General features: G+C 49.6%; 26 protein-coding genes and 2 pseudogenes. 13 read left to right on the top strand and 15 right to left on the bottom strand.

From position 1 onward, the window contains the following. Positions 1-298 precede the first annotated feature (298 nt). The 3 genes from minE to minC are packed head-to-tail and all read right to left on the bottom strand — an operon-like array spanning position 299 to position 2,100. Complete coding sequence (minE, locus tag FTE26_RS18585) at positions 299-565, bottom strand: cell division topological specificity factor MinE (RefSeq protein WP_001185665.1); 267 nt, start codon at positions 563-565, stop codon at positions 299-301. Positions 566-568: 3 nt separating this feature from the next. After that, positions 569-1,381 (bottom strand): septum site-determining protein MinD, encoded by an 813-nt coding sequence (gene minD / locus FTE26_RS18580; RefSeq protein ID WP_000101055.1) that lies wholly within the window; start codon positions 1,379-1,381, stop codon positions 569-571. Between the two features lie 23 nt (positions 1,382-1,404). After that, positions 1,405-2,100 carry a septum site-determining protein MinC gene (minC, locus tag FTE26_RS18575; protein ID WP_000072536.1) on the bottom strand — a complete coding sequence of 232 codons (696 nt, stop codon included), beginning with the start codon at positions 2,098-2,100 and terminating at the stop codon, positions 1,405-1,407. Between the two features lie 519 nt (positions 2,101-2,619). Between minC and FTE26_RS18570 the strand changes: the two genes are divergently transcribed. Then, complete coding sequence (locus tag FTE26_RS18570; protein ID WP_001056831.1) at positions 2,620-2,988, top strand: YcgJ family protein; 369 nt, start codon at positions 2,620-2,622, stop codon at positions 2,986-2,988. Positions 2,989-3,107: 119 nt separating this feature from the next. Here FTE26_RS18570 and pliG read toward each other — a convergent pair whose 3' ends face one another. Further along, positions 3,108-3,509: a g-type lysoyme inhibitor PliG gene (gene pliG / locus FTE26_RS18565; RefSeq protein WP_000695223.1), complete on the bottom strand. Its 402-nt coding sequence runs from the start codon at positions 3,507-3,509 to the stop codon at positions 3,108-3,110. Between the two features lie 241 nt (positions 3,510-3,750). Between pliG and FTE26_RS18560 the strand changes: the two genes are divergently transcribed. From FTE26_RS18560 to FTE26_RS18550, 3 genes are all read left to right on the top strand, one after another. Continuing rightward, positions 3,751-4,044, top strand: a complete 294-nt coding sequence (locus tag FTE26_RS18560; RefSeq protein ID WP_001297679.1) for a YcgL domain-containing protein — start codon at positions 3,751-3,753, stop codon at positions 4,042-4,044. A gap of 71 nt (positions 4,045-4,115) precedes the next feature. After that, positions 4,116-4,775, top strand: coding sequence for a fumarylacetoacetate hydrolase family protein (locus FTE26_RS18555; protein WP_000284277.1), 660 nt, complete (start codon positions 4,116-4,118; stop codon positions 4,773-4,775). Between the two features lie 91 nt (positions 4,776-4,866). After that, complete coding sequence (locus FTE26_RS18550) at positions 4,867-5,313, top strand: YcgN family cysteine cluster protein (RefSeq protein WP_001306825.1); 447 nt, start codon at positions 4,867-4,869, stop codon at positions 5,311-5,313. A 206-nt stretch (positions 5,314-5,519) separates the two neighbouring features. Here the strand turns inward: FTE26_RS18550 and hlyE are convergent. After that, positions 5,520-6,430: pseudogene (hlyE, locus tag FTE26_RS18545) on the bottom strand (hemolysin HlyE). A 372-nt stretch (positions 6,431-6,802) separates the two neighbouring features. On the opposite strand from hlyE, the gene FTE26_RS18540 reads away from it, so the two are divergent. Together FTE26_RS18540 and umuC are read left to right on the top strand one after the other, a co-directional pair. Then, positions 6,803-7,222, top strand: coding sequence for a translesion error-prone DNA polymerase V autoproteolytic subunit (locus FTE26_RS18540; RefSeq protein WP_000897378.1), 420 nt, complete (start codon positions 6,803-6,805; stop codon positions 7,220-7,222). Further along, positions 7,222-8,490 carry a DNA polymerase V catalytic protein gene (gene umuC / locus FTE26_RS18535; protein WP_000457616.1) on the top strand — a complete coding sequence of 423 codons (1,269 nt, stop codon included), beginning with the start codon at positions 7,222-7,224 and terminating at the stop codon, positions 8,488-8,490. Before FTE26_RS18540 ends, umuC begins: the two co-directional genes overlap by 1 nt. A gap of 45 nt (positions 8,491-8,535) precedes the next feature. Here umuC and dsbB read toward each other — a convergent pair whose 3' ends face one another. Beyond that, complete coding sequence (gene dsbB, locus FTE26_RS18530) at positions 8,536-9,066, bottom strand: disulfide bond formation protein DsbB (protein ID WP_000943462.1); 531 nt, start codon at positions 9,064-9,066, stop codon at positions 8,536-8,538. A 145-nt stretch (positions 9,067-9,211) separates the two neighbouring features. Then, the gene (gene nhaB, locus FTE26_RS18525; RefSeq protein WP_000406391.1) at positions 9,212-10,753 is read right to left on the bottom strand and encodes a Na(+)/H(+) antiporter NhaB; all 1,542 of its coding nucleotides are present in this window, start codon (positions 10,751-10,753) and stop codon (positions 9,212-9,214) included. Between the two features lie 220 nt (positions 10,754-10,973). Here nhaB and fadR point away from each other — a divergent pair, with 220 nt between their 5' ends. Further along, positions 10,974-11,693 carry a fatty acid metabolism transcriptional regulator FadR gene (gene fadR / locus FTE26_RS18520; protein ID WP_000234823.1) on the top strand — a complete coding sequence of 240 codons (720 nt, stop codon included), beginning with the start codon at positions 10,974-10,976 and terminating at the stop codon, positions 11,691-11,693. Between the two features lie 51 nt (positions 11,694-11,744). Here fadR and FTE26_RS18515 read toward each other — a convergent pair whose 3' ends face one another. Beyond that, positions 11,745-13,277 (bottom strand): SpoVR family protein, encoded by a 1,533-nt coding sequence (locus tag FTE26_RS18515; RefSeq protein ID WP_000190854.1) that lies wholly within the window; start codon positions 13,275-13,277, stop codon positions 11,745-11,747. 329 nt (positions 13,278-13,606) lie between these two features. On the opposite strand from FTE26_RS18515, the gene dadA reads away from it, so the two are divergent. The 3 genes and pseudogenes from dadA to FTE26_RS20345 all read left to right on the top strand — a co-directional run. Further along, a complete protein-coding gene (gene dadA / locus FTE26_RS18510; protein ID WP_001266908.1) occupies positions 13,607-14,905 on the top strand; it encodes a D-amino acid dehydrogenase in 1,299 nt (432 codons plus the stop codon). 9 nt (positions 14,906-14,914) lie between these two features. Then, a complete protein-coding gene (gene dadX / locus FTE26_RS18505) occupies positions 14,915-15,985 on the top strand; it encodes a catabolic alanine racemase DadX (RefSeq protein ID WP_000197837.1) in 1,071 nt (356 codons plus the stop codon). 310 nt (positions 15,986-16,295) lie between these two features. Then, a pseudogene (locus tag FTE26_RS20345) lies at positions 16,296-16,436 on the top strand (hypothetical protein); the annotation flags it as partial. Here the strand turns inward: FTE26_RS20345 and FTE26_RS18500 are convergent. Then, on the bottom strand, positions 16,371-18,107 hold the full coding sequence (locus FTE26_RS18500; protein ID WP_000340206.1) for a potassium/proton antiporter: 1,737 nt from the start codon (positions 18,105-18,107) through the stop codon (positions 16,371-16,373). The pseudogene FTE26_RS20345 and the gene FTE26_RS18500 sit on opposite strands and share 66 nt — an antisense overlap. A 94-nt stretch (positions 18,108-18,201) precedes the next feature. Beyond that, positions 18,202-19,116, bottom strand: coding sequence for a muramoyltetrapeptide carboxypeptidase (gene ldcA / locus FTE26_RS18495; protein ID WP_000051548.1), 915 nt, complete (start codon positions 19,114-19,116; stop codon positions 18,202-18,204). Between the two features lie 99 nt (positions 19,117-19,215). Here ldcA and emtA point away from each other — a divergent pair, with 99 nt between their 5' ends. Continuing rightward, a complete protein-coding gene (emtA, locus tag FTE26_RS18490) occupies positions 19,216-19,827 on the top strand; it encodes a membrane-bound lytic murein transglycosylase EmtA (RefSeq protein WP_001295616.1) in 612 nt (203 codons plus the stop codon). A 1-nt stretch (position 19,828) separates the two neighbouring features. Here the strand turns inward: emtA and ycgR are convergent, their stop codons facing one another. Further along, the gene (gene ycgR, locus FTE26_RS18485; RefSeq protein WP_000020161.1) at positions 19,829-20,563 is read right to left on the bottom strand and encodes a flagellar brake protein YcgR; all 735 of its coding nucleotides are present in this window, start codon (positions 20,561-20,563) and stop codon (positions 19,829-19,831) included. A gap of 200 nt (positions 20,564-20,763) precedes the next feature. Here ycgR and FTE26_RS18480 point away from each other — a divergent pair, with 200 nt between their 5' ends. Next, complete coding sequence (locus FTE26_RS18480; protein WP_000511313.1) at positions 20,764-21,018, top strand: GlsB/YeaQ/YmgE family stress response membrane protein; 255 nt, start codon at positions 20,764-20,766, stop codon at positions 21,016-21,018. Between the two features lie 177 nt (positions 21,019-21,195). Continuing rightward, the gene (ycgY, locus tag FTE26_RS18475) at positions 21,196-21,636 is read left to right on the top strand and encodes a protein YcgY (RefSeq protein WP_000615067.1); all 441 of its coding nucleotides are present in this window, start codon (positions 21,196-21,198) and stop codon (positions 21,634-21,636) included. A 78-nt stretch (positions 21,637-21,714) separates the two neighbouring features. On the opposite strand, the gene treA is transcribed toward ycgY, so the two are convergent. From treA to dhaK, 4 genes are all read right to left on the bottom strand, one after another. Beyond that, positions 21,715-23,412: an alpha,alpha-trehalase gene (treA, locus tag FTE26_RS18470; RefSeq protein WP_000841714.1), complete on the bottom strand. Its 1,698-nt coding sequence runs from the start codon at positions 23,410-23,412 to the stop codon at positions 21,715-21,717. A gap of 319 nt (positions 23,413-23,731) precedes the next feature. Continuing rightward, complete coding sequence (gene dhaM, locus FTE26_RS18465) at positions 23,732-25,150, bottom strand: dihydroxyacetone kinase phosphoryl donor subunit DhaM (protein ID WP_001297541.1); 1,419 nt, start codon at positions 25,148-25,150, stop codon at positions 23,732-23,734. A 10-nt stretch (positions 25,151-25,160) separates the two neighbouring features. Beyond that, a complete protein-coding gene (dhaL, locus tag FTE26_RS18460; protein WP_001297535.1) occupies positions 25,161-25,793 on the bottom strand; it encodes a dihydroxyacetone kinase subunit DhaL in 633 nt (210 codons plus the stop codon). Positions 25,794-25,803: 10 nt separating this feature from the next. Beyond that, positions 25,804-26,874: a dihydroxyacetone kinase subunit DhaK gene (gene dhaK / locus FTE26_RS18455; protein WP_000733717.1), complete on the bottom strand. Its 1,071-nt coding sequence runs from the start codon at positions 26,872-26,874 to the stop codon at positions 25,804-25,806. Between the last annotated feature and the right edge of the window lie 69 nt (positions 26,875-26,943).

Genomic DNA, 26,943 nt, shown 5'->3' with positions numbered 1-26,943 from the left:
AAAAGCCCGCCAGTTACGGCGGGAAACCTCATCCTATGGGAGAACAATGAATAATGAAATTGCGGGGTTATCATCTCCCAGTATATCCACACTAACAACAGGGTTATTTACTCAACCAGGCATAAACATTTTGTTCTGTGCGTGGGAACAGCCTTAAGGTGTAAAGGGGGAGGTGGAAATAGCAATGAGGAGTATCAGCAAGAATACTCGCCGCTTTACCACAACGTGGATGAGAGGGATGAAAAACTCAAGGCAGAAATGACTCTGCCTTGAAGATAAATGCGTTTTTACAGCGGGCTTATTTCAGCTCTTCTGCTTCCGGTAAGGTCACGTTCAGCTCAAGAATAGAAATATCGCCATCTTTTTGCTCAAGCTGTACGGTTACCATCTCAGGATCAATTTGTACGTATTTACAAATGACCTCAAGAATATCTTTACGCAACTGCGGCAGATAATGCGGTTCTGCATCGCTGCGACGGCGTTCAGCAACAATAATCTGCAGCCGTTCTTTTGCAATGTTGGCTGTGTTTTTCTTCCGCGAGAGAAAGAAATCGAGTAATGCCATAACTTATCCTCCGAACAAGCGTTTGAGGAAGCCTTTCTTCTCTTCTTCAATGAAGCGGAAAGGACGTTCTTCTCCCAACAGACGTTCTACGGTATCTGCGTAGGCTTTACCCGCATCGGCGTTAATGTCGAGAATGACCGGTTCACCCTGGTTAGAGGCGCGCAATACTGATTGATCCTCTGGGATCACGCCGACGAGTTTGATGCGCAGGATCTCCAGCACATCTTCCATGCTCAGCATGTCACCTCTGCTTACGCGGCCTGGGTTATAGCGCGTTAACAGCAGGTGCTCTTTAATAGGCTCTTCGCCATTTTCTGCGCGGCGTGATTTCGACGCCAGAATGCCTAAAATACGGTCAGAGTCGCGTACTGAGGAGACTTCCGGGTTGGTGGTAATAATGGCTTCGTCTGCAAAATAGAGTGCCATTAACGCACCGGTTTCAATCCCTGCCGGGGAGTCACAAACGATAAATTCAAAATCCATCGCTTTCAGATCATCAAGAACTTTGGCGACCCCTTCACGGGTGAGGGCATCTTTATCGCGTGTTTGCGATGCCGGAAGAATATAGAGATTTTCAGTACGCTTATCTTTAATTAACGCCTGATTTAGCGTTGCATCGCCCTGAATGACGTTGACGAAATCGTAAACGACCCGGCGTTCACAACCCATAATCAGGTCGAGATTACGCAGGCCGATATCAAAATCTATCACGACAGTTTTCTTTCCCTTCTGGGCCAAACCAGTGGCGATGGCCGCGCTGGAGGTTGTCTTACCAACACCCCCTTTGCCCGAAGTAACAACAATAATGCGTGCCATAGAAATTCCTTGTTAAAAAGGGATCAATTTAACGGTTGAACGGTCAAAGCGTTTTCGACTAACTGCAGTCGCGCCGCTTTGCCATAAAATTCTGCTGGGATTTGATCACTCAGCCAGTATTCACCTGCGATGGACACCAGTTCCGCCATCAGGTTCGTACAAAATATTTGCGTTTCCCGGTCACCACTTGCCCCTGCAAGCGCACGACCGCGCATCATGCCATAGACATGAATGTTCCCATCGGCAATCAATTCGGCCCCAGCGCTAACGTGGCTTGTAACAATCAGATCACATTGTGGAGCATAAATACGCTGACCGGAACGCACCGGGGTATCTATTAAACGCGTTTTTGTGACCGGCGTTGTATTTTGCGCTGGAGCCTGTGGTGCGGGAGCTGGACGCGGCGCTTTTTCCTTTCCTTCCGTCAGGATAGGCAGCCCCATCTTTTCAATTTCGGCTTTAAGTTGCGCATCTTTGCAGCCACTTACGCCAATAACCCGCAAACCGGTTGCCGAAACCGCCTTATGCATCGCTGACCAGTTTACCGGGTCTTCCAGTGCACTGACGTTGAGTACAACGGGGGCATGTTTTAAAAATGCGGGGGCCTGAGCGATTTTGTCTTCCAGCGCCTGATGGATAACCTTAGGTTCTGCCTCATGCAGATGAACCACAGATAAAGTGAAGCTACTGCCTTTAAGCTCGATTGGCGTGTTTGACATCCTGGCCTTACTCAATTAGCTATTAATCATCGCCAGCGCGCGATGATGTTCCGAAGACTATAAGGCATGTTATAGTCTGGATTATATTGAGGCAAGTCACCCTCCCATTTATTCAGAGTAAAAGTCTATTCTGTGATAAATGGCGCTGATTCATAGCTTAAAAAATACCCTTGTCAATCAACCCATTGCCGTCGTACTTTTGATTGTTCTTATTTACGCTTCCTTTTTCCGCACCCTAATCGTGACAGCATCTCCAGACCTGTTTAAATATCCAGTATTGAGGCAAGTGTATTTTTTCACCACGCCAGGCTTTCTTAACTTTCCATTTTTTGCGGCATCATTAAAGAACAGATACCCGTTATCTTAATATCCGCCACAGAATTGCTCTATCATAGAAACCGCAGAAGACGTCTGATACTTCTGTCAGGTCATCGTAACTCGTCCAGGTCAGCGGTTTTGATTACGGATTGATGATGAAATGAGCATAAGTGTTGTACGGTTGGATTATCAGGATGTGCTATGAATATGATGCGTATTTTTTATATCGGATTGTCAGGTGTGGGGATGATGTTCTCATCAATGGCGTCTGGACATGACGCTGGCGGACTTCAATCTCCGGCGTGCGGCGTTGTTTGCGACCCGTATATTTGTGTGAACTCAGATGGCATTTCCCCAGAGTTAACAAGGAAATATCTCGGCGAAAAAGCCGCTGAAAACTTACAATCATTACAAGGCTACGATCCCAGCGAATTTACATTCGCTAACGGTGTATTTTGCGATGTTAAAGAAAAATTATGTCGTGATGATCGTTATTTTGGTGTGGATGGTAAGCGGAGTGGAAAAATCAATCAAATCACCACAAAGATGTTATTTATGTGTCGTGAGTGATGCCTTGTTTACATTATGTTCTATTCGGCATTGTCTGCTATTCGTCATTAACCTCTTGAGCGACAGAGAGGAGTGGGGCGTTAACGTTTATGACGGGGAGAGTCCCCGTCGGTTGACATTTACTTAATTTGAATATCGACGTTATATTTTTTAGTTTTGTTTTTACGGGCGTCGTTTCGGGTTTGCAGCACTCGCAGCTCATATTTGCCAGAAGCAGGGAGTGAGTATTGTCCGTGACTATCGAGTTCTGGTGAATATCTGGATAAATCAACTGAATCATCGATTCCTGGCCCGAAGAGGTAAGTATCAGCGCCTTCATTAGAGATACTCACATGCACTTTCTGACCTTTTTTGGCATAGAAGGTATATGTATCGTAATCGTATCCCTTTATTTCGCCGGAGTACTGAGCGCTGCTATGGCCTTTGCTGAACTCAACATTGACATTCTTACCCGCAGCAAAGCTCGTGGAGGTTAGCAGTGCAAGCAGCAATACAGCCTTACTGATGCTCTTGATTTTCATTGGTAGTCTCCTGTTCAGAATGAGTACGATGAACTGTTATAATATAACAATCCCTTACGGGAGAATTCCAGTGGCTTTTCTGCGTTCGGTAAAATCCCGGCGCGGCATTTTTTGCCGGGGGGATTACTTATAAAGGGGCATGGACTCAACAAACCGCAGAAATCTACAGCTGGCTGGCTTGTGGCGCGGGTTTCATTGATGTTAGCTTATGCCAAAACCTGGCATCTTAAAGAGTAAAAGTATGTTTTGTGTGATTTATCGAAGCAGCAAGCGTGACCAGACCTATTTATATGTCGAAAAAAAAGACGATTTTTCGCGTGTTCCTGAGGAACTGATGAAAGGTTTTGGTCAGCCTCAGTTAGCGATGATTCTGCCGCTGGATGGGCGCAAGAAACTGGTCAATGCTGATATTGAAAAGGTTAAACTGGCATTAACCGAGCAAGGTTACTATTTGCAGTTACCGCCACCACCCGAAGATTTGCTGAAGCAACATCTTTCCGTCATGGGGCAGAAAACAGACGACACTAACAAATAACCGATATCCGGCGGTGGCATTATCTTTGTCGGCGCGGGTTTTCATATCCACGATAAGGTGAGGGGAACGTTATGTATCAACATCACAACTGGCAAGGTGCGCTGCTGGATTATCCGGTGAGTAAAGTAGTCTGTGTTGGCAGTAACTATGCCAAACATATTAAAGAGATGGGCAGCGCAGTGCCCGAAGAGCCAGTGCTGTTTATTAAACCAGAAACGGCACTGTGCGATCTGCGGCAGCCATTGGCGATCCCATCCGATTTCGGTTCAGTTCATCATGAAGTCGAACTGGCGGTGTTGATTGGCGCGACGCTGCGTCAGGCAACGGAAGAGCATGTCCGCAAAGCCATTGCCGGTTACGGCGTGGCGCTTGATCTGACATTGCGTGATGTTCAGGGAAAAATGAAGAAAGCCGGGCAGCCGTGGGAAAAGGCTAAAGCGTTTGATAACTCTTGTCCGCTTTCCGGGTTTATCCCCGCGGCGGAATTTACCGGCGATCCACAAAATACAACGCTGGGCCTGAGCGTAAACGGCGAACAACGCCAGCAAGGTACGACTGCGGACATGATCCATAAAATCGTTCCGTTGATCGCTTATATGAGCAAGTTTTTTACCCTCAAGGCCGGTGACGTTGTGTTGACAGGCACGCCTGATGGCGTCGGCCCGTTGCAAAGCGGTGATGAGCTGACAGTCACTTTCGATGGGCATTCTTTGACAACTCGCGTTTTGTAATACTTTTTGCCGCCTGAAAGCGGCGGCAAAACTTGCATCGCTGTGCCAGACTGGTTATAAGGTGCGTTTTAACGTAATGGCGGAACACCTGATGAGCGATGTACCTTTCTGGCAAAGTAAAACCCTGGACGAAATGAGCGATGCGGAATGGGAGTCGTTGTGTGATGGTTGCGGTCAGTGTTGCCTGCATAAACTGATGGATGAAGACACCGACGAAATCTACTTCACTAACGTCGCCTGTCGCCAGCTCAATATTAAAACTTGTCAATGTCGGAACTACGAACGTCGTTTCGAGTTTGAACCCGACTGCATTAAATTAACCCGTGAAAATCTGCCAACATTCGAATGGCTGCCAATGACCTGCGCTTATCGTTTGCTGGCGGAAGGTAAAGATTTACCTGCGTGGCATCCGCTACTTACTGGTTCGAAAGCGGCAATGCATGGTGAACGTATCTCTGTGCGTCATATCGCAGTGAAAGAATCAGAAGTGATTGACTGGCAGGATCATATCTTAAATAAACCTGACTGGGCGCAGTGATAAATTTAATAGATGTTGATGGGGGCTTTCTTAATATACGTCTGGATGCTCGCCATTTCGTAGCCCTGTTTTTGAAAGCGCTCTGTCATAATGAGAGTTACCCGATACCTTATTATCAACAGGTAACTCTCAATCTTTAAAAAACGTCTGTGTTTTTAAATGTGATAAACCTTATACCTTGAGTACATGGAGAGAATAATCGCTTATCAGACTTCAGGTACCTCAAAGAGTGTCTTTTTACCGTGTCTTTTCTGATACTCATTACAGGTGTTAATCATTTTTTTTGCCGCTTCTTTTAGCAAAGAAAGCATTAAATCATCATAATCAACATAGAATCTGGTTGTTTCAGTTTCCGTTTTTATCTCCCCGATGGCGGCTATTTCGGTGGTTAATTTCAATTTGGCGGCATCGATATCTTTATTCGCTTGTTTAACCGTGTTAGACAGGGTGGTAAAGAAATTCTGCACAGATTTTAACTTGTTCTTCAATTCTGGAATCAGTTTCCCTTCAACTACGCCCGCAGCAATAGAATAGGAAATGATTAATCCAAATGGACCGGCGACGACACCGGCTGCGGCACCGGCATACGCTTCCTTCCTGATTTTATCTACCTGTGACTGGAAAAGCTGCTTTTTTCTGAAAAATCATTGGTTAACTGGCTATCTAACGCCAGCAGTTTCCCGGAAGCGTTGTTGAAACTTTGTGAGCTTACCAGCAGGGATTTTTGCGCTTCATTCAGCTTCGTGATGCCGTCATCCAGTACCTTAATGAGAATGTCTTTCTGGGCGGATGCTTTCTTCTCATTGTACTCATCAAATAGAAAAATATACGCTGCGAGCAATTGCGTCGCAACACCACACCATTCATACACTGTTTGGGTTGCTTCAAAATACTTATCCTGGCTATCCATAAGTAAGGTTTTAATATCGCCGACTAAAACGGAGGCTGCCTGTGAATACTCCTGTTTAAAGCGACTTAACTCTTTTATGATTTCATCAAAGGTCTGCCAGGGGATGACCTGATCGAGATATTTATTATAAAGATCTAATGCTCCATCTGCAGTTTCGATTGCGTTTTTAACTACTTCTACCGTTTTATCTGCAACGATTTCAGTCATAATCATTCGCCTCTTTAAATATATAAATTGTAATGAAACTCCTGTTTTACAACTATTAATAAATTTTACTTCATCTAATTCATAGTTAGCCGGGCGGGATGCGTCAATGTCTTTATTTCTATTAATATGATAAATATCAAACAATGTTTAATGTCATTATGGCGAATGCTTCTATTCTATTTTTTTGCCGGGTGATATTTTTCATTTCTGCTGGATGAGCGTCGTCGCCAGAAGGCCACGTGAGCACAGGATAAGAGAACGAAAAATCAGCAGTCTATGCAGCGACAAATATTGATAGCCTGAATCAGTATTGATCTGCTGGCAAGAACAGACTACTGTATATAAAAACAGTATAACTTCAGGCAGATTATTATGTTGTTTATCAAGCCTGCGGATCTCCGCGAAATTGTGACTTTTCCGCTATTTAGCGATCTTGTTCAGTGTGGCTTTCCTTCACCGGCAGCAGATTACGTTGAACAGCGCATCGATCTGAATCAACTGTTGATCCAGCATCCCAGCGCGACTTACTTCGTCAAAGCAAGTGGTGATTCTATGATTGATGGTGGAATTAGTGACGGTGATTTACTGATTGTCGATAGCGCTATTACCGCCAGCCATGGTGATATTGTCATCGCTGCTGTTGACGGCGAGTTTACGGTGAAAAAATTGCAACTACGCCCGACGGTACAGCTTATTCCCATGAACAGTGCGTACTCGCCCATTACCATCAGTAGCGAAGATACGCTGGATGTCTTTGGTGTGGTGATCCACGTCGTTAAGGCGATGCGCTGATGTTTGCTCTCTGTGATGTAAACGCGTTTTATGCCAGCTGTGAGACGGTGTTTCGCCCTGATTTATGGGGTAAACCGGTGGTTGTGCTATCGAATAATGACGGTTGCGTTATCGCCCGAAACGCTGAGGCAAAGGCGCTGGGTGTTAAAATGGGCGATCCCTGGTTCAAACAAAAAGATCTGTTTCGTCGCTGTGGCGTGGTTTGCTTTAGCAGCAATTATGAGCTTTACGCAGACATGAGCAATCGGGTGATGTCGACGCTGGAAGAACTATCGCCCCGCGTCGAGATTTACAGTATTGATGAGGCATTCTGCGATCTGACAGGTGTGCGTAATTGTCGCGATCTGACTGATTTTGGCAGAGAAATTCGCGCAACGGTGCTACAACGTACCCATCTTACTGTTGGTGTGGGGATCGCCCAGACCAAAACGTTGGCTAAGCTTGCCAATCATGCGGCAAAAAAATGGCAGCGGCAGACGGGTGGGGTGGTGGATTTATCAAATCTGGAACGCCAGCGTAAATTAATGTCTGCTCTCCCCGTGGATGACGTCTGGGGGATTGGACGGCGGATCAGCAAAAAACTGGACGCGATGGGGATCAAAACCGTTCTCGATTTGGCGGATACAGATATCCGGTTTATCCGTAAACATTTTAATGTCGTGCTCGAAAGAACGGTGCGTGAACTGCGCGGCGAACCCTGTTTGCAACTGGAAGAGTTTGCACCGACGAAGCAGGAAATTATCTGTTCCCGCTCGTTTGGTGAACGCATCACGGATTATCCATCGATGCGGCAGGCCATTTGTAGTTACGCTGCCCGGGCGGCGGAAAAACTTCGCAGCGAGCATCAATATTGTCGGTTTATCTCCACATTTATTAAGACGTCACCATTTGCGCTCAATGAACCTTATTACGGCAATAGCGCGTCGGTAAAACTGCTGACGCCCACTCAGGACAGCAGGGATATCATTAACGCTGCTACGCGATCTCTGGATGCCATCTGGCAAGCGGGCCATCGCTACCAAAAAGCGGGCGTGATGCTGGGGGATTTCTTCAGTCAGGGAGTCGCGCAGCTCAATTTATTCGATGACAACGCACCGCGCCCCGGGAGTGAGCAATTGATGACGGTAATGGATACACTGAATGCTAAAGAGGGCAGAGGAACACTCTATTTTGCCGGGCAGGGGATCCAGCAACAATGGCAGATGAAGCGTGCCATGCTTTCACCACGTTATACAACGCGAAGTTCTGATTTACTGCGGGTCAAATAAATATAGCGGCAGGAAAAAAGCGCTCCCGCAGGAGCGCTGAAGGGATTAGCGACCGAACAGGTCACGTTTTTTCGCTTTAAACGGCTGGGAAATCACCACCAGCACCGCGACAATCAGGTAAGCGATAAAAATACCGAGCAGCCACTGCGGCATTTCCATACCTAAAAAATCCCACTGACGCTCGGCACAATCGCCAGAGGCGACAAACACTTGCGGCACCCATTTATCCAGCGGCAGCCATTCCGGGAAACGAACCATAAAATCACAGGTGGCAAACGGCGAAGGATAGAGCTGAAGCATGGTGTGCTCGTAAGTTAACTGCACACCGCGGAACGCACTATACAACCAGATAACCATCGCTACATAACGCAGCGGAGTTTTCGGGGCGATCGCGCCAATCAGCGCAGCACCCAGAACGCCGAATAACGCACAACGTTCATAAATACAGAGCACGCAAGGTTTCAGTAACATCACATGCTGGAACCACAGCGCCGTCAGTTCCAGTGCCAGAGCAGTAAACGCCATCAACAGCCACGCGCCCCGGCCTTGTGAACATTGGTTCAAAAATCGCAACATAATCATTTCCCTGCAATATGCATAGAGTGCGCAGTTTAAACCAATTCATTCGCTGCGCCACCAGGAGGCAGCAAAAATAGGAAGCAATTGGACAATTATCGGGCGAAAAGGCAAACCGGGCATTTATATGCCCGGTAAGTTGTTATCAAAGCGTTGCTATCCAGCCCATTTGCATAAACCATTCGGTTACAGGGGCAAGCGTAAACTCGACGCAGAGCAAGCCGACGAGTGTCAGTACGAGGGTGTAAGGCAGGGCCATCCACACCATGCGGCCATAAGAGAGACGAATCAATGGCGCGAGTGCAGAGGTCAGCAGGAACAGGAACGCAGCCTGACCGTTCGGCGTAGCGACGGAGGGCAGATTGGTACCGGTATTAATGGCGACCGCCAGCAGCTCGTATTGCTTCAACGTGATAGCGCCACTTTCCATTGCCGCTTTCGCTTCGTTGATATAAATCGTCCCCACGAAGACGTTATCCGAAATGGATGACAGCAGACCGTTGAAAATATAGAACAGCGACAGCTGAGCATGTTCCGATGCCTGCAACACAAACTGAATAATTGGCGAAAACAGTTGTTGGTCGATAATCACCGCGACTACCGAGAAAAACACCGTCAACAGTGCGGTGAATGGCAGAGATTCGGTGAAGGCTTTACCGATAGCATGTTCATCGGTGACACCGGTCAATGATGTCGCCAGAATAATGACTGACAAACCAATCAAGCCAACTTCCGCCAGATGCAACGCCAGCGCAGTCACCAGCCAGACGCCAATAATCGCCTGGACAATCAGACGGATTTTATCCTGACGGGTACGCTGGTGGCGGCTTTGATCGTCAAACTGTTGCAACACTTCGCGGACTTTCTCCGGCAGCGTTTCACCGTAGCCAAACCAACGCAGCTTCTCTACCAGCAGGCAGGTTAACAGGCCACAAATCAGAACCGGAACGGTCACCGGCGACATGCGCAGGAAGAAATCGCCAAAATGCCAGCCAGCCGCTTTAGCGATGATCAGGTTCTGTGGTTCGCCCACCATGGTCATCACGCCGCCTAATGCAGTGCCGACACCGGCATGCATCATCAGGCTACGCAGAAAGCCACGGAACTGTTCCAGAACCACTTTGTAATGCTTGTCGATATGACTATCGTCTTGCAGGTCGGTGTCTTCGGTACGGGAAGAGGCTACGCGATGATAAATACCATAAAAACCGACTGCAACGCTGATCACCACCGCCACGACGGTTAAGGCATCGAGGAACGCGGAGAGGAACGCAGCCGCCACGCAAAAAGAGAGCGACAGCAGCATTTTGGAGCGAATGCTTAACAGCAAACGGGTAAATATGAACAGCAACAGCTGTTTCATAAAATAGATACCCGCCACCATAAACATCAGTAACAGCAAGACTTCAAGATTTGCCGCCACCTCTTCACGGACGTGTTCCGCGCTGGTCATGCCGATGAATACCGCTTCGATAGCCAACAGACCACCGGGGAGCAGCGGGTAGCATTTCAGGGCCATCGCCAGAGTGAAAATAAATTCCGCTACCAGCAACCAGCCCGCGACGAAAGGGCTGATGAGGAAAATTAACGGGTTTACGATTAAGAAAATGATGAGGGCGAGTTTGTACCAGTCGGGGGACTGGCCCAAAAAATTGCGCCATAGCGCGCGGCCCCAGGAGATCTCCATGATGGTTTCCCTTACCTTACAAATAATCAATGATGTTTTTATGTTTAAACGCAAAGCTTAACGGTCAGGCAGGAGTGAGGCAAGTCTTGATAGTCAAGGGGAAAGAGATGCGGAAAATGAAGCCTTGATCCCTTTTTCTTCTTTTTGTCTGCTGTCAGCGTAGTTAGCCCTCTGGTATGATGAGTCCAACTTTGTTTTGCTGTGTTATGGAAATCTCACTATGGTCATTAAGGCGCAAAGCCCGGCGGGTTTCGCGGAAGAGTACATTATTGAAAGTATCTGGAATAACCGCTTCCCTCCCGGGACTATTTTGCCCGCAGAACGTGAACTTTCAGAATTAATTGGCGTAACGCGTACTACGTTACGTGAAGTGTTACAGCGTCTGGCACGAGATGGCTGGTTGACCATTCAACATGGCAAGCCGACGAAGGTGAATAATTTCTGGGAAACCTCTGGTTTAAATATCCTTGAAACACTGGCGCGACTGGATCACGAAAGTGTGCCGCAGCTTATTGATAATTTGCTGTCGGTGCGTACCAATATTTCCACTATTTTTATTCGCACCGCGTTTCGTCAGCATCCCGATAAAGCGCAGGAAGTGCTGGCTACCGCTAATGAAGTGGCCGATCACGCCGATGCCTTTGCCGAGCTGGATTACAACATATTCCGCGGCCTGGCGTTTGCTTCCGGCAACCCGATTTACGGTCTGATTCTTAACGGGATGAAAGGGCTGTATACGCGTATTGGTCGTCACTATTTCGCCAATCCGGAAGCGCGCAGTCTGGCGCTGGGCTTCTACCACAAACTGTCGGCGTTGTGCAGTGAAGGCGCGCACGATCAGGTGTACGAAACAGTGCGTCGCTATGGGCATGAGAGTGGCGAGATTTGGCACCGGATGCAGAAAAATCTGCCGGGTGATTTAGCCATTCAGGGGCGATAATCCCTTCCGTTTAAAGAGCAAACCCCTCAAACGAGGGGTTTTTTGTTGTTTTTACAGATTTCCCATTCTTGGCGGGCAACGTTCCAGCAACTCGATGCTGCCGTCTTCGTTTTGCTGTTCGAGCATCACATCAAATCCCCACAGGCGATGCACATGCTTCAGGACTTCTTTGCGCCCCCGATCCAGCGGTGCGCGATTATGTGGAATATAACGCAGCGTCAGCGAACGGTCGCCGCGCAAATCCACGTTCCAGATCTGAATATTCGGCTCCAGATTACTTAAGTTATATTGCGACGATAACCGGTTACGGATCTCCCGATAACCTTCTTCATTATGAATAGCGGAAATCTCCAGATAATTATGCCGATCGTCATCCAGCACGGTGAAGAAGCGGAAATCACGCATCACTTTCGGTGACAGAAACTGGCTGATAAAACTCTCATCTTTGAAATCACGCATCGCGAAATGCAGCGTTTCCAGCCAGTCGGAACCGGCGATATCCGGGAACCAGTATTTGTCTTCTTCCGTTGGCGACTGACAAATCCGTTTAATATCCTGGAACATGGCGAACCCGAGGGCATACGGGTTGATGCCGCTGTACCACGGGCTGTTATAGGGGGGCTGGAAGACCACATTGGTGTGGCTGTGCAAAAACTCCAGCATAAAACGTTCCGTTACTTTCCCTTCATCATACAGATGGTTAAGGATGGTATAGTGCCAGAAGGTCGCCCAGCCTTCGTTCATCACCTGAGTCTGTTTTTGCGGATAAAAATACTGGCTCACCTTACGCACAATACGCAGGATTTCACGCTGCCATGATTCCAGCAGTGGCGCATTTTTCTCCATAAAATAGAGCAGGTTTTCTTGTGGTTCGGACGGATAGCGGCGCGCTTCAGCAACCGTTTTCTCTTCCTCGCGCTTTGGCAGGGTACGCCAGAGCATATTGACCTGACTTTGTAGATACTCTTCGCGACTTTTCTGCCGGGCTTTCTCTTCTTGCAGCGAGATTTTTTGCGGGCGTTTGTACCGGTCCACGCCGTAGTTCATCAGCGCGTGGCACGAGTCCAGAAGCCGTTCTACTTCATCAACGCCATAACGTTCTTCGCACTCGGTAATATATTTACGGGCAAAAATCAGATAATCGACAATCGAACTGGCGTCGGTCCAACTGCGGAATAAGTAATTGTTTTTAAAGAAAGAGTTATGCCCATAGCAGGCGTGTGCCATTACCAGCGCCTGCATGGTAATGGTGTTCTCTTCCATCAGGTAAGCGATACACGGGTTAGAGTTAATGACGATTTCATAGGCCAGCCCTTGCTGACCGTGCTTATACAGCCGTTCAGTCTCGATAAACTTTTTACCGAATGACCAGTGCGGATAGTTAATTGGCATGCCGACGCTGGAGTAGGCATCCATCATCTGTTCTGAGGTTATCACTTCAATCTGGTGCGGGTAGGTATCCAGCCGGTAGAGTTTCGCCACCCGGTCTATCTCTGCCAGATAAACATCCAGCAGGTCGAACGTCCAGTCGGGTCCATCGCTCAACCGTGTGGTGTCCTTATTCATAGAATCGATCGTCGCCATACGCGCACCTCATTGTTGTCGGCGCTCTCTGTGTGGAGCACCTCATTTCAAGCATAGAACACCTGTTAAAAACCGCGTCGCCGGAGAATTTTTTTCTTTGCGATTTCTTATTATCAGAGTGCCACTAATCCGCTTCTGAACGGAATTTTATGCTGGATAAAAAGGGCGTTCAGCAGGAGATACTAAAGACGCCATATTGCCGCAGAGTCAGGGAGATGTGAGCCAGCTCACCATAAAAAAGCCGTATGTTGAATAATATTTTCAACTGAGTTATCAAGATGTAATTAGATTATTATTCTTTTACTGTATCTACCGTTATCGGAGTGGCTATGCGAGTTGTCATACTGGGAAGTGGTGTGGTAGGCGTTGCCAGCGCCTGGTACTTAAATCAGGCAGGACATGAGGTCACCGTCATTGATCGGGAGCCGGGGGCCGCCCTGGAAACCAGCGCCGCGAATGCCGGGCAAATCTCCCCCGGATATGCTGCACCGTGGGCGGCACCAGGTGTGCCTTTAAAAGCGATTAAATGGATGTTCCAGCGCCATGCGCCGCTGGCGGTTCGTCTCGACGGTACGCAGTTCCAGTTGAAATGGATGTGGCAAATGTTACGTAACTGCGACACCAGCCACTACATGGAAAACAAAGGGCGGATGGTGCGTCTGGCGGAATACAGCCGTGATTGCCTGAAAGCATTGCGCGCCGAAACCAATATTCAGTATGAAGGGCGTCAGGGTGGGACGCTGCAACTGTTCCGTACCGAACAACAGTATGAAAATGCGACCCGCGATATCGCCGTGCTGGAAGATGCCGGCGTACCGTATCAGCTGCTGGAATCCAGCCGCCTGGCGGAAGTGGAGCCCGCGCTGGCAGAAGTAGCGCACAAACTGACGGGTGGTCTGCAACTGCCCAATGATGAAACCGGAGACTGCCAGCTGTTTACCCAGAATCTGGCGCGGATGGCAGAGCAGGCGGGGGTTAAATTCCGCTTTAATACGCCCGTTGACCAACTGCTTTGCGACGGCGAGCAAATCTACGGCGTGAAGTGTGGCGATGAAGTGATTAAGGCCGATGCGTATGTGATGGCGTTTGGTTCTTACTCGACGGCGATGCTCAAAGGCATTGTTGATATTCCGGTGTATCCGCTGAAAGGCTACTCGCTGACTATTCCAATTGCGCAGGAAGATGGTGCGCCAGTATCCACTATTCTTGATGAAACCTACAAAATCGCCATTACCCGTTTCGATAACCGCATTCGTGTTGGCGGAATGGCGGAAATTGTTGGTTTTAACACCGAGCTGTTGCAACCGCGTCGTGAAACGCTGGAAATGGTGGTTCGCGATCTCTATCCACGCGGCGGTCATGTCGAGCAGGCGACTTTCTGGACGGGTTTGCGCCCGATGACGCCAGACGGTACGCCGGTTGTCGGGCGTACACGCTTTAAAAATCTGTGGCTGAATACCGGTCACGGCACGCTCGGCTGGACGATGGCTTGCGGTTCCGGTCAGTTGTTAAGCGATCTGCTCTCTGGTCGCACGCCAGCGATCCCATATGAGGATCTAAGCGTAGCGCGCTACAGCCGTGGATTTACGCCATCACGTCCGGGCCATTTACATGGCGCACACAGCTAAGGAAACGAGATGACCCGTCCGATACAGGCCAGCCTCGATCTGCAGGCATTAAAACAGAATCTGTCCATTGTCCGCCAGGCCGCGCCGCACGCGCGCGTCTGGTCGGTGGTAAAAGCGAACGCTTACGGGCATGGTATTGAGCGTATCTGGAGCGCGCTCGGGGCCACCGATGGCTTTGCATTACTTAACCTGGAAGAGGCAATAACGTTACGTGAGCGCGGCTGGAAGGGGCCGATCCTGATGCTGGAAGGATTTTTCCATGCTCAGGATCTGGAGATTTATGACCAGCACCGCCTGACCACCTGCGTACACAGCAACTGGCAGCTCAAAGCACTGCAAAATGCGCGGCTAAAAGCACCGTTGGATATTTATCTTAAAGTGAACAGTGGGATGAATCGGTTGGGCTTCCAGCCCGATCGCGTGCTTACCGTCTGGCAGCAGTTGCGGGCAATGGCGAATGTTGGCGAGATGACCCTGATGTCGCATTTTGCCGAAGCGGAACATCCTGATGGAATTTCCAGCGCGATGGCGCGTATTGAGCAGGCGGCGGAAGGGCTGGAGTGTCGGCGTTCGTTGTCCAATTCGGCGGCGACTCTGTGGCACCCGGAAGCGCATTTTGACTGGGTTCGGCCTGGCATTATTTTGTATGGCGCTTCGCCGTCCGGTCAGTGGCGTGATATCGCCAATACCGGATTACGTCCGGTGATGACGCTAAGCAGTGAGATTATTGGTGTCCAGACGCTAAAAGCGGGTGAGCGTGTGGGCTACGGCGGTCGCTATACTGCGCGCGATGAACAGCGAATCGGCATTGTCGCCGCAGGGTACGCCGACGGTTATCCGCGCCACGCGCCTACCGGTACCCCTGTTTTAGTGGACGGCGTGCGCACCATGACGGTGGGGGCCGTCTCGATGGATATGCTAGCGGTCGATTTAACGCCTTGCCCGCAGGCGGGGATTGGTACGCCGGTTGAGCTGTGGGGCAAGGAGATCAAAATTGATGATGTCGCCGCCGCTGCCGGAACGGTGGGCTATGAGTTGATGTGCGCGCTGGCGTTACGCGTCCCGGTTGTGACAGTGTAACTTGTTGTAAGCCGGATCGGAGGCAGCGTCTTCTGGTTGCGAAAAAATCATCCATCCGGCTGGTCAGCAACTGTAGTTGTTAATGTGACAGAGCCATTGCCCATGATAGTGTCCATTAAAAGAATGGACACTATTTCCCCGGAACCTGAACTCACCGCACAGGCGTTCTACATAAAACGCTTACGCTTCATTGTTGACTCGAACTCGACTTCAGATAAATCACGCTTTACCCTTGATGGAGCCTGTACATAGATTTGTGTAATTGCCTGATTTTGATATGTTCAATTCAACATCAAATGAAGGTTAAATTATGGACGACAAACAATTGCAGGCTCAGGCTGCGTTCAGCAAAGCATCGCAACCGGCGATAGATGCTTCATTAAATTTAAGATTCAGCTTCCTCTTCAGCCACCCGTACGCCAATCTTCAACACTTCATTATCTTCTTTCTCGGCCACCGTCCAGATCATCCCGGCAAACTCTACCTGGTCACCGACAACCGGTGCCGCGCCTAACAACTGCTGGACAATTTCACCCAGCGTTTGCTGCTTATCACGATATTCTCGCCCGTCTTCCAGGCCATATATCAGCGCAACATCAGCATATTTGGCGCTGGCTTCGAGAATGAAGTCACCAAAGAAGCGTTGATCCAGCGCGACCGGCGGCGACTGGCTGAACAGTTTACCGAGCGCCGGAAGATCGCGTTCCCGACCAATTACACACAACACATCGCCTTCGCGCAGTCGGGTGCTGCCGGTAGGATGAAGCAACTGGTTATCACGAAACAGTGCCGCAATACGCGTCTCTTTTGGCATATGCAAATCGCGCAGTGCCGCGCCCACGCACCATTTATCGGCACTCAATTGATAAACAAACTGCTCCCACGGATTTTCCGGATGAATATCCAGGCCAACGCGTGACACCGGACGTCCCACTGGCGGAACCACCACTTTGGCTTTTTTAGCCGCCCACGAGAGTGATGTTCCCTGCAAGAGCAGTGAAACCAGAACCACAAAGAAGGCGACATTAAAGAACAGACGTGCATTCTCCAGCCCCGCCATCATCGGGAACACGGCCAGGATGATTGGCACCGCGCCGCGTAATCCTACCCAGCTGATAAACACGCGCTCACGCAGATTGAAACCGCGGAAGGGGAGCAATCCAGCAAATACCGAAAGGGGACGGGCGAAGAATATCATCCATGCCGACAAAATGAGCGCCGGAATGGCAATAGGCAGCAGATCGCTTGGGTTAACCAATAGCCCCAGCACCAGGAACATGGCGATTTGCGCCAGCCAGGCGAGGCCGTCGAAATTTTGCAGGATGCCGTAGCGGTTGCGAATCGGCCGATTACCCAGCAGAAAACCGCACAGATAAACAGCCAGAATACCGCTGCCTTCCAGCGCCGTGGTTAAAGCAAAAATTAAAATACCGCCGCTTAATGCCAGCAATGGATATAATCCGGCGGGCAGGGCGATGCGATTAATCATTTGCAGCAGTAAATAACCACCGCCAAGTCCGATGACAATCCCGAGGCCAAATTGCTGCAGAATATCGACCACGAACATCCAACTGACACTGCTTTCATGTTGCTGGATCATCGCAATCAGGGTAATCGTCAGAAAGACCGCCATTGGATCATTACTGCCGGATTCAATTTCCAGCGTCGAGCCAACACGTTCGTTAAGCCCCTTACCACCCAGCAGAGAAAAGACCGCTGCAGCATCGGTAGAGCCGACGATAGCGCCGATTAATAAGCCTTCAATCAAATCAAGATTAAACAGCCACGCCGCCATCATGCCGGTTAAACCAGAGGTGATAAGCACGCCCAGCGTCGCCAGCGACAGTGCCGGTCCTAACGCCACACGAAAGGAACTGGCCTGAGTGCGCATCCCGCCGTCGAGCAAAATAATCGCCAGTGCCAGGTTACTTACCATGTAGGCGAAGGGGTAATTATCAAACGGGATACCGCCGACGCCATCGACTCCTGCCAGCATGCCGATCGCCAGAAAAATAACCAGAATAGGAATGCCAAGACGGGAAGAAAATGAACTAAGTAATATACTGCTGGTGACAAGGATGGATCCTAAGATGAAAAGGCTAATTATTGTTGTGGCATCCAACGGTCGGTTACTCCTGATTACGCTGTCTCTTATATAAACCCTACCATATTAGCGGCAGAGACAGCGTTTTACTTAGCCCTGAAGCGTGATTTTTTTACATTTTAAGAACAGGATGACCGCTAATCGTCAACTGAGTGCCTTCCCGGGTGTTATTCAGAATGGCATGTGCGCCCAACGGCAGCGTAACCGTGCGTTGTTCATGACCAAAATCGAGGCCGGTAATGAGTGGAATCGACAGGCGGGAACGCAAAAACGCGTACACTGACTCCAGGTTGTAACCTGCGTCATAATCATTGGGCGTGCTGCCGCTAAAGCTACCGAGAATAATCGCCTTCTGACGTGGCAAAATTCCCGCATGATAGAGCTGCAACAGCATACGTTCGACGCGGAAAGGGTGCTCGTTAATATCTTCCAGCACCAGAATACCGTTCTCAATTTTTGGCATCCACGGTGTACCAATCAGTGAAATCAGCATCGCAAGATTGCCTCCCCACAACGTGCCTTCGGTCTGACATGTCGGGCCTTCCCCTTGCCATTCAATGGTGAAGGTTTTATTGCGTAACGCCAGCCAGAAATGGTGCTCGGTAAAGGCGTTCAGTTCATCCGCACCAAAGTTTGCTACCAGCATGGGGCCGCTAAAGGTGATGACATTGCCTTGCGCCAGAAGACCGCACTGAATGGCGGTAAAATCGCTATGTCCGCAAATGAGTAACGGGTCATGTTGTTGGCGAGCCACCAGTGCCTGCCAGTCAATATCTGCCAGTAAACGACTGGCACCGTAACCGCCGCGTACAGCCAGCACGATGGTGTTGGGGGTAGTCAGTCTGGCAAGGGAATTGAGATCTTCCAGGCGCTCCGTTTCCGTACCCGCAAAACGCTCACAACGACGGGCAATAACCTCGACGTTATTGACCTGATGCCCCTCGTCGGTAAGGCGATGGATACCACGCAGCGCGGCGTGCTGTTTAATGCAGTAACCCGATGGGGCAATTAAGTGAAACAGAGACATGGCAATTCCTTGCTGACAACAGAAACGAAATGTATATCATGCCGCTTAGGTGTGCCGTTGTCACCTCAACGGCGATTCCAGGCTATAAGGATAGAAGAAGTGAAATTGAGATGGTTTGCCTTTTTGATTGTGTTATTAGCGGGTTGTTCATCAAAGCATGACTATACGAACCCGCCGTGGAACGCGAAAGTTCCGGTGCAACGTGCGATGCAGTGGATGCCAATAAGCCAGAAAGCCGGTGCAGCCTGGGGCGTCGATCCACAATTGATCACGGCGATTATCGCTATCGAATCGGGTGGTAATCCGAACGCGGTGAGTAAATCGAATGCCATTGGTTTGATGCAGTTAAAAGCTTCAACCTCCGGACGTGATGTTTATCGCCGTATGGGCTGGAGTGGTGAGCCGACGACCAGCGAGCTGAAAAATCCAGAGCGTAATATTTCAATGGGGGCGGCTTACCTGAATATTCTGGAAACCGGCCCGCTGGCAGGCATTGAAGATCCGAAGGTACTGCAATATGCGCTGGTGGTGTCATACGCTAACGGGGCAGGTGCGCTGCTACGGACTTTCTCGTCAGATCGGAAAAAGGCGATCAGCAAAATCAACGATTTGGATGCTGACGAGTTCCTCGATCACGTAGCGCGAAATCATCCTGCGCCGCAGGCTCCGCGCTATATCTACAAACTTGAGCAGGCACTGGACGCGATGTAAATCAGTCGCGCACTTTGTCCGCTTTTTCTCGGGCTTCTCGCTCGAGAGAGAAAATAATCCGTTGTAATTGCCGCTCCACCGTCGGGCTGACGTTAAGAAAACGGAAGCTCAGACGGGGAGTGGTGATGGTTTCATTCTTGCCATCAATCACTTTGCGCTCGCTGATGGAGATTAACTGGGCGTCAAAGTGAAAAACACCCCATTGCCCCATGTTGACTTCAATCTGAGCGAAGCGCATGCCTTCTTGTAATTCGGCAGGCTTTGCTGTTTCCAGTAATGCGCCCATGCCGCCTAACGACAAATCATACAGGCGGAAACGTAACGTACTGTTATCCGCCAGTTTGGTCTGGCAAAAATAAGGCGGATGGAGTGGGGCGGAGATGCGGAAATATCGGCGTCGTTGTACAAACCATAAGGTGGGAGGCGGTACGGTGATAAATGCCGGAAGCTGCAAGTATTCACTCTGCTGTAGTTGTTCAACAGTAAACTCGACTTTCGCACCCTGAGTTTCGGCGGTAATGGTAATGTGCTGTGCCTTTAGCACGGCGATGTTGTCTTCGGCTTGACTGCCGAAATCCAGCACCAGTTTATCCGGGGTTATTGCCAGTATTTTGCTGATCAGCTGCCCGCCATTCCAACTGAGACGCAAAGGAATTGCGGCTTTGTGCAAATCGCGTAACACGCCCAGGACGGCTAACGGATTTTGTTTCAGGAACTGCTCATGGTAATGACTCACGCGGAAAAACTCCTGACTGACAAACTGTCTTTGGTTTATCGGTCACAGTTAACAAAACTTAATACAAATGCGTGAATATTTTTTACATGTTGTTCTTAAATCAGCCGACATACGCCCAGCATCGATCCCGCCCTTGCCTATACTTAGAGCGTTGACGTAAGCATTTCTTGCGTCCGATTCATCGAAACGAGGGCCTGAACATGGGAATTATTGCCTGGATTATTTTTGGCCTGATAGCCGGCATTATCGCCAAGCTAATCATGCCGGGGCGTGATGGTGGTGGATTTTTCCTGACCTGTATTCTCGGGATAGTCGGTGCGGTGGTCGGCGGCTGGCTGGCGACCATGTTTGGCATTGGCGGCTCCATCAGTGGTTTTAATCTGCACAGCTTCCTGGTGGCGGTGGTGGGAGCTATTCTCGTTCTGGGCATATTCCGCCTCCTGCGAAGAGAATAAGATTTTCATAAGGCGGATAGCGATACAGATGCCGCTATCCGCTTTCACATCAGAACGTATACTCGACACCTGCTTTACGGGTGAAAAAAATCAATATAGCACTTCGATATCCGATAAAGTCGGTTCCCGGTAACAACAACAGAATCCTTTTTTAATTATTGTTTCGTTGTTTTTGGTGTGATTCAGAAAATAAATATTTTAGACAGTAGCCAGTCAGGCGTTAAAAATGGGGCGGATAGTGAGGCGGTTTTGGCTGCGCTTATTGAACATTTAGAATTGATCAATCCTTCTGGCAGATTAAGCCAAAATACCCGTTCGGCAATGCTTCAGTTACGCGAAGAGGAATGGTCTGAATTCTTTTTTTGGTTGCTAAATTCTCTGGAGTGTCTGGATTATGTGATTATTAATTTAACTCCAGAAAGCAAAAAAACGTTGATGAGTGAACACCGTAACAATATTCAGGTAGCAATTGATGCTTTATATAGCCAACGTCGGCGTAAATCGCCGGGTGATGAAAGTGAAACACTTACCCGTAGAAATGACGCTATCTTCGGCAACCACGTATGGCAAACATTTGCGCAATACTTCCCGCCAGGACTTGAAAAACCGTCTGTGTAGAAAAAACCATAGCTATGGTGTTATCTGCCGACAACGCCATCCGGAGAAGCCGAATGACGTTGTCGGAGTAAGCGCTGGTTAAGGTGTGGGTTGTGCCTCTTTGGTTGAGGGTTGCGTCGTTGCTGACTTAACGGTCGGACGCGTCGCCGGAACATTGTCACACGGTTGCTCTTTCGGGCAGATCAAATCCAGCATTTTCAGCGTCACGCCATTGGTCCAGCCAAAGCCATCCTGTAATGGATATTCGCCACCGCCGCCCCCCGTTCCGGTGGTGCTGACATCATATTTTTCCACCAGCTTTTTCTCCCGGTCATAGGTGTGCTGAACATTGGTCAGGAAGTGCCAGCTAATGTCCATCGCCACCTCTTTTTGCCCGTAGTTTTGTAATCCTTCTGTCGCGACCCACTGTAACGGTGCCCAGCCATTTGGCGCATCCCATTGTTGCCCACTTTTCACCGACGTGGTGTTCAGGCCGCCGGGTTGCAGCAGATGTGTTTTCGTCGCCGTCGCCATTTTGTTGGCGCGATCTTTCGCTGCCGCATTGACGTACAGCGGGAACAGGGCGGCCGCGGTTAACTGATTGCGCACTTTATGACTTTTCAGGTCGTAATCGGCATACCAGCCTTGTTGATCGTTCCACAGGTATTTTTCGATCCCTTTTTGACGGGCATTTGCCAGCGTTTCGTACTGGTTTGCCATCGCGTTATCTCCGGCAGCTTTGCTGGCGCGGGCGAGGATTTTTTCCATTTTAAACATCAGGCTGTTCAGATCGACCGGTACGATGCTGGTGGTGCGTAAGGTATTTAACTGCTGCGGGTTGTCCATCCAGCGCGAGCTGAAATCCCAGCCAGACGCAGCGGCAGAGCGCAGGTCGCGGTAAATTTCAGTGGCAGGTCGATTCGGATTGCTTTTGGCGGTGGCAATATCTTCCACCCATGACTCTGGTCGTGGCGTATCGCGATCGTCCCAGTAGCGGTTGAGAAGGGTACCATCCTGAAGTTTGACAACGCGTTTTTCCTGTTGTCCGGCTTGCAGGTTTTCAACACCGTCCATCCAGTAAGCATATTCTTTTTGCATTTGCGGCAGGTATTGCTTCAACGCGGCATCGCCTTCATGCTGCGCCAGTAACTCTACCATCAGGGCAAAGAAGGGCGGTTGCGAGCGGCTTAAATAGTAACTGCGGTTGCCGTTGGGAATATGACCGTAAGTGTCTATTTCATGAGCAAAATTGGCCACCATATCCGCGACTTTATCCCAGTGACCGCTTTCGGCAAGTCCTAACATGGTGAAGTAACTGTCCCAGTAATATACCTCGCGAAAACGTCCGCCCGGCACGACATAAGGTTCCGGCAGCGGTAACAGAGAATCCCATTTTTCTGTGTTTTCGGTAGAACGCGTTAATACCGGCCAAAGTCCGTCAATATGTTCGCGCAGTGACTGCCCCTCTGGCGGAACATATTTCTCGCCTTCTTTCGGCAGGGTGAAATTGACGTTAACGAAATGGCGCAGATCAAATCCGCTCTGGTTTTGCTGCATCCGATAATCAGCAAGGATCATCAGCGGATCGCTGTTCGGCACGGCATCGGCAAAGGTTTTTTGGTCCGGAAAAAGTTTGGCGTTTTGCACATCATTAAACAGCGGCCCTAATAAAATATCAGGCGGCTGTGGTGTTACCGGTGTTTCTTCTGCCTGCACCGATAGCGCAGCGAAACACAAAAAGATACAGGCTGGAATTAACGCCATTTTTTGCGGGCGAGAAGGTGCGGGGGATTTCATCAATCATTCTCCTTTGGCGAAACCGAATAAAACGGTATTCAAGTATCAGAAAACCTTAGTTCAGGATCGCACTAGCTGCATGATCGAAATCTCATTCTGCGAACTGTCAGGCATTTTAGAAAAGGGAATTAAAGGGATAAATAACGGCGAAATAGAGTGATCAAATAACGTCTGTTTATTAGCCAGCCAGCGGCGTTGGGTTCGTGATTAGCGAAGAAAAATCATCATAAATTGGTGAAAAATATAACAGGTAGTTAAAAACCATTAGTGCTGAGTAAATTGCCGGATGACATCAGAACGATGCCATCCGAACAGTGGCTTAACCCTGACGGTTGAAACGTTGCGTTTTAACGTCCAGCGTTAGCGTTTCTTCTGGTTGTATCGCATACAGTTTCTCACCCTGCTGGCAAATCCAGCCAATCCCCAGCTCACGGGCGATTAGGGCGCTGTGGGATACCGGACTTCCGGCGCTAAGGCAGATACCTTTTACAACCGCCGGATCCAGTTGCAGTACTGTGGAAGGATAAATGTTCTCCGCCAGTAGAATAGTTGGCGAGTTAAACTGCGGGAGTTCTTCTTTCGTTTGGGTCAGGTGGACCAGGGTGCGATGCAGAAGATCGTCCACATCAATATAGCGAGCTTGTAGATATTCATCATCCAGTTGCTGGTATTGCTGGCTAAGTTCTTTAAGAACTTGCTGCCAGGCATATTCTGCCGTGCAATGTTCGTGCTGAAGGAGTTCGCTTGCCGCCGCCAGCAGTTCCGGATCATCTAACAGTGTATGGTGACCAGAAAAGATTGCGGCAATATCGTCAAGCCCGCTGGCTTCTGCTTTCGCTGTTAACGTCATCAGATCTAATAACGTGAAGTCAATGGCCTGGCGTAATCGATCTTGTTCTTCTTCCACGGTCAGGGTTGATTTTGCCTGTACCGTACATAAAACTGGTTGATAATAAAAGGCTTTACCCGAAACAGGCGGAACGGGACGCAGAGTAGGTGGAGCGACTTCCTCCGTTTCACCAAAGTTATCTTCAGCCAGCTGACGGAAAGCGATCAGTGCCTCTTCAGCTTCTGGCCCTTTCGCAATCAGGCGCAGCGTATCGTTATAGCGAACTTGTAGTAACGCAATCTGGTTAATACTCTCTGGTGTGACGCATTTGCCGTTTTTTTCCAGCAACATATCGGCATTAAATGTCGATAAGGTATAAACCAGCCGGGAGGCCGGACGTACATGCAGGCCGTTACGGTTTTTTATGACCACCGCCAGAGAACGGGCTTCTTCATCGTACGCAGGACATGTGTCAGAGATTTTAGTGTCGGAGGACGGTAAACCCAGTTGTTCACGTTTGGCTTCCAGCGCATGCATAGCGTCAAAGATAACTTTGTCGATATCCGCTCCCGAGGCCGCGCTGACCGTTGCTGCCAGTGTACCTTCGACCAACGGCGCAGCACACAAACGTACTTTTGCGGCGATCTTGGGAGCCAGCAATTCCAGCGCAGTTTCAGCACTCAATAATGCGCTACCCATATCCATCATGACCAGCACATGGTCGGCATCAGCAACAGATTCGATGGCCTCCATCACTTTGACGGCATCGGTACCAATAGGATTTTGTGGATCGTCAATTCCCGCGGCAATGGCGATTTTACAACTATCACTCATTAACATCTGACGGGCTAATTCACCGACACCTTCTCCCAGTCGGCTGCTATGTGAAACTATGACCAGGTTTACCATCACCAATTCCTTACTCTTTTGCGGCTAACGCCAACATTTGCATCATAAACATCACCGAGGTCGCGCCGGGATCCTGGTGACCAATACTGCGTTCACCGAGATAACTGGCGCGGCCTTTGCGGGCTTGCATCGTAATCGTACTTTGTGCAGCGGATTCGGCGATTCTACTGGCAGCTTCGAGCGCCACCGGAACAGAGAGATTTTGCTCGCTGGACTGACGTAACGATTCCACCACCGGCACCCACACATCACACATGGTTTTATCGCCAGGTTCGGCTTTCCCGCGACTGATTACGCCGTCCGCGCCATCGCGGAACATCTGATAAAGCTCTTCCAGTGTCAGGCTTTGCCGTGCCTGGGTCGCCTGTGCGGCGCGGATAAAGAAGGTACCGAACAGCGGACCACTGGCACCACCGACGCTGGAAAGCAGCGTCATACCGGTATTCTTGAGAATGAAACCGATATCTTTATCTGCGATAGCAGGGAGTTTTTCCACCACTTTGCTAAAGCCTCGGTTCATATTTAGCCCGTGGTCAGCGTCGCCAATTTCGCGATCCAGTCCGGTAAGATACTCGCTCTCGGTGCTGAAAATATCGCCACAACGAGTGAGCCAGTTAACAATTTGAGTTCTGCTCAGTGACATTGCTTTCTCCTTATTTACCCCAGTTAAGGGCCGGGGTGTGGACCGGGGCGTCCCAGAGTGCCAGCGTTTCGTCATCAACTTTCAGTAAGGTGATTGAGAAACCGGTCATATCCAGTGAGGTGCAGTACGCGCCAATTAAATTACGTTCGATAGTCAATCCCGCTTGCTGGCAACGTGTGGTCAGGCGGTTATAGACGCCGTACAGCTCAGAAAGCGGAGTTGCGCCAAGATTGTTAACCAGCGCAATCACCCGATCGCCAGACTGGAGCGGTTGTTTGGTTTGTTGTTCTTCCTGCCAACTGCCTTGTTGATAATCCCAGAAACGCAAAGTGCGATGGTATGAGCCATTTTCCAGCAGGGTGTCGAACATTTCATCGACGGTTTGATCAAGGGAAGAGAAGGAGCGGCGGTCAATACCCGGCTCACCATGAATGCCGACGCCAAACTCCATCTCATTATCCGCCAGGGTAAAAGAAGGTTTGCCCGCGGCAGGAACGGTACAGGCACCGAGAGCGATACCTATTGAGTGGCCTTGATTATTCAACTTACGCCCCAGTTCCGCACAGGCGTCCAGTGAGTCGCCACGCTCCGCCGCTGCGCCTACGAGTTTTTCAATTAATACGGTGTTGGCAACGCCGCGTCGCCCGGCAGTATAAAGACTGTCTTTTACCGCAACGTCGTCATCAATGACCACAGTGGTCACTTTTACGCCGCTATCGTGCAGTAACTCGGTCGCTGTTTCAAAGTTAAGAATATCGCCGGTGTAATTTTTGATTATCAACAGTACACCTTCGCCGCCATCAACTTGCATGGCGCATTCAAAGATTTTATCGGGCGTCGGTGAGGTGAAAATTTCGCCCGGACAGGCCCCCGAAAGCATCCCCTGACCGATATACCCACAGTGCATCGGCTCGTGTCCGCTGCCGCCACCCGACAGCAGGGCGACTTTTCCTGCAACAGGGGCATCAGCTCGGGTGACATACACCGGATCCTGATGCAGTGTCAGAGATGGATGCGCTTTCGCCAGTCCTGCCAGTTGTTCGTCCAGTACGTCTTGCACATCATTGATCAATTTTTTCATTATTTTGCTCCAGCAATTACGGTAGGGCATGGATGATGTTCAACGACACGGCGACCACTGACTGCCGAT

It is taken from the genome of Escherichia sp. S10b (genome assembly GCF_028421345.1).
In the GTDB taxonomy this organism is placed as follows: Bacteria; Pseudomonadota; Gammaproteobacteria; order Enterobacterales; family Enterobacteriaceae; genus ECMA0423.
This window is presented reverse-complemented; position numbering and strand designations above follow the sequence as displayed.

Bases quoted from the DNA above. Each gene is read 5' to 3' on its own strand.
- minD (WP_000101055.1), bottom strand. From the start codon at position 1,381: ATGGCACGCATTATTGTTGTTACTTCGGGCAAAGGGGGTGTTGGTAAG.
- nhaB (WP_000406391.1), bottom strand. From the start codon at position 10,753: ATGGAGATCTCCTGGGGCCGCGCGCTATGGCGCAATTTTTTGGGCCAG.
- pliG (WP_000695223.1), bottom strand. From the start codon at position 3,509: ATGAAAATCAAGAGCATCAGTAAGGCTGTATTGCTGCTTGCACTGCTA.
- dadA (WP_001266908.1), top strand. From the start codon at position 13,607: ATGCGAGTTGTCATACTGGGAAGTGGTGTGGTAGGCGTTGCCAGCGCC.
- ldcA (WP_000051548.1), bottom strand. From the start codon at position 19,116: ATGTCTCTGTTTCACTTAATTGCCCCATCGGGTTACTGCATTAAACAG.
- dhaL (WP_001297535.1), bottom strand. From the start codon at position 25,793: ATGTCACTGAGCAGAACTCAAATTGTTAACTGGCTCACTCGTTGTGGC.
- fadR (WP_000234823.1), top strand. From the start codon at position 10,974: ATGGTCATTAAGGCGCAAAGCCCGGCGGGTTTCGCGGAAGAGTACATT.
- dadX (WP_000197837.1), top strand. From the start codon at position 14,915: ATGACCCGTCCGATACAGGCCAGCCTCGATCTGCAGGCATTAAAACAG.
- FTE26_RS18560 (WP_001297679.1), top strand. From the start codon at position 3,751: ATGTTTTGTGTGATTTATCGAAGCAGCAAGCGTGACCAGACCTATTTA.
- FTE26_RS18540 (WP_000897378.1), top strand. From the start codon at position 6,803: ATGTTGTTTATCAAGCCTGCGGATCTCCGCGAAATTGTGACTTTTCCG.
- dsbB (WP_000943462.1), bottom strand. From the start codon at position 9,066: ATGTTGCGATTTTTGAACCAATGTTCACAAGGCCGGGGCGCGTGGCTG.
- FTE26_RS18570 (WP_001056831.1), top strand. From the start codon at position 2,620: ATGAATATGATGCGTATTTTTTATATCGGATTGTCAGGTGTGGGGATG.
- treA (WP_000841714.1), bottom strand. From the start codon at position 23,412: ATGAAATCCCCCGCACCTTCTCGCCCGCAAAAAATGGCGTTAATTCCA.
- FTE26_RS18480 (WP_000511313.1), top strand. From the start codon at position 20,764: ATGGGAATTATTGCCTGGATTATTTTTGGCCTGATAGCCGGCATTATC.
- minC (WP_000072536.1), bottom strand. From the start codon at position 2,100: ATGTCAAACACGCCAATCGAGCTTAAAGGCAGTAGCTTCACTTTATCT.
- FTE26_RS18515 (WP_000190854.1), bottom strand. From the start codon at position 13,277: ATGGCGACGATCGATTCTATGAATAAGGACACCACACGGTTGAGCGAT.
- dhaM (WP_001297541.1), bottom strand. From the start codon at position 25,150: ATGGTAAACCTGGTCATAGTTTCACATAGCAGCCGACTGGGAGAAGGT.
- FTE26_RS18555 (WP_000284277.1), top strand. From the start codon at position 4,116: ATGTATCAACATCACAACTGGCAAGGTGCGCTGCTGGATTATCCGGTG.
- dhaK (WP_000733717.1), bottom strand. From the start codon at position 26,874: ATGAAAAAATTGATCAATGATGTGCAAGACGTACTGGACGAACAACTG.
- umuC (WP_000457616.1), top strand. From the start codon at position 7,222: ATGTTTGCTCTCTGTGATGTAAACGCGTTTTATGCCAGCTGTGAGACG.
- minE (WP_001185665.1), bottom strand. From the start codon at position 565: ATGGCATTACTCGATTTCTTTCTCTCGCGGAAGAAAAACACAGCCAAC.
- FTE26_RS18550 (WP_001306825.1), top strand. From the start codon at position 4,867: ATGAGCGATGTACCTTTCTGGCAAAGTAAAACCCTGGACGAAATGAGC.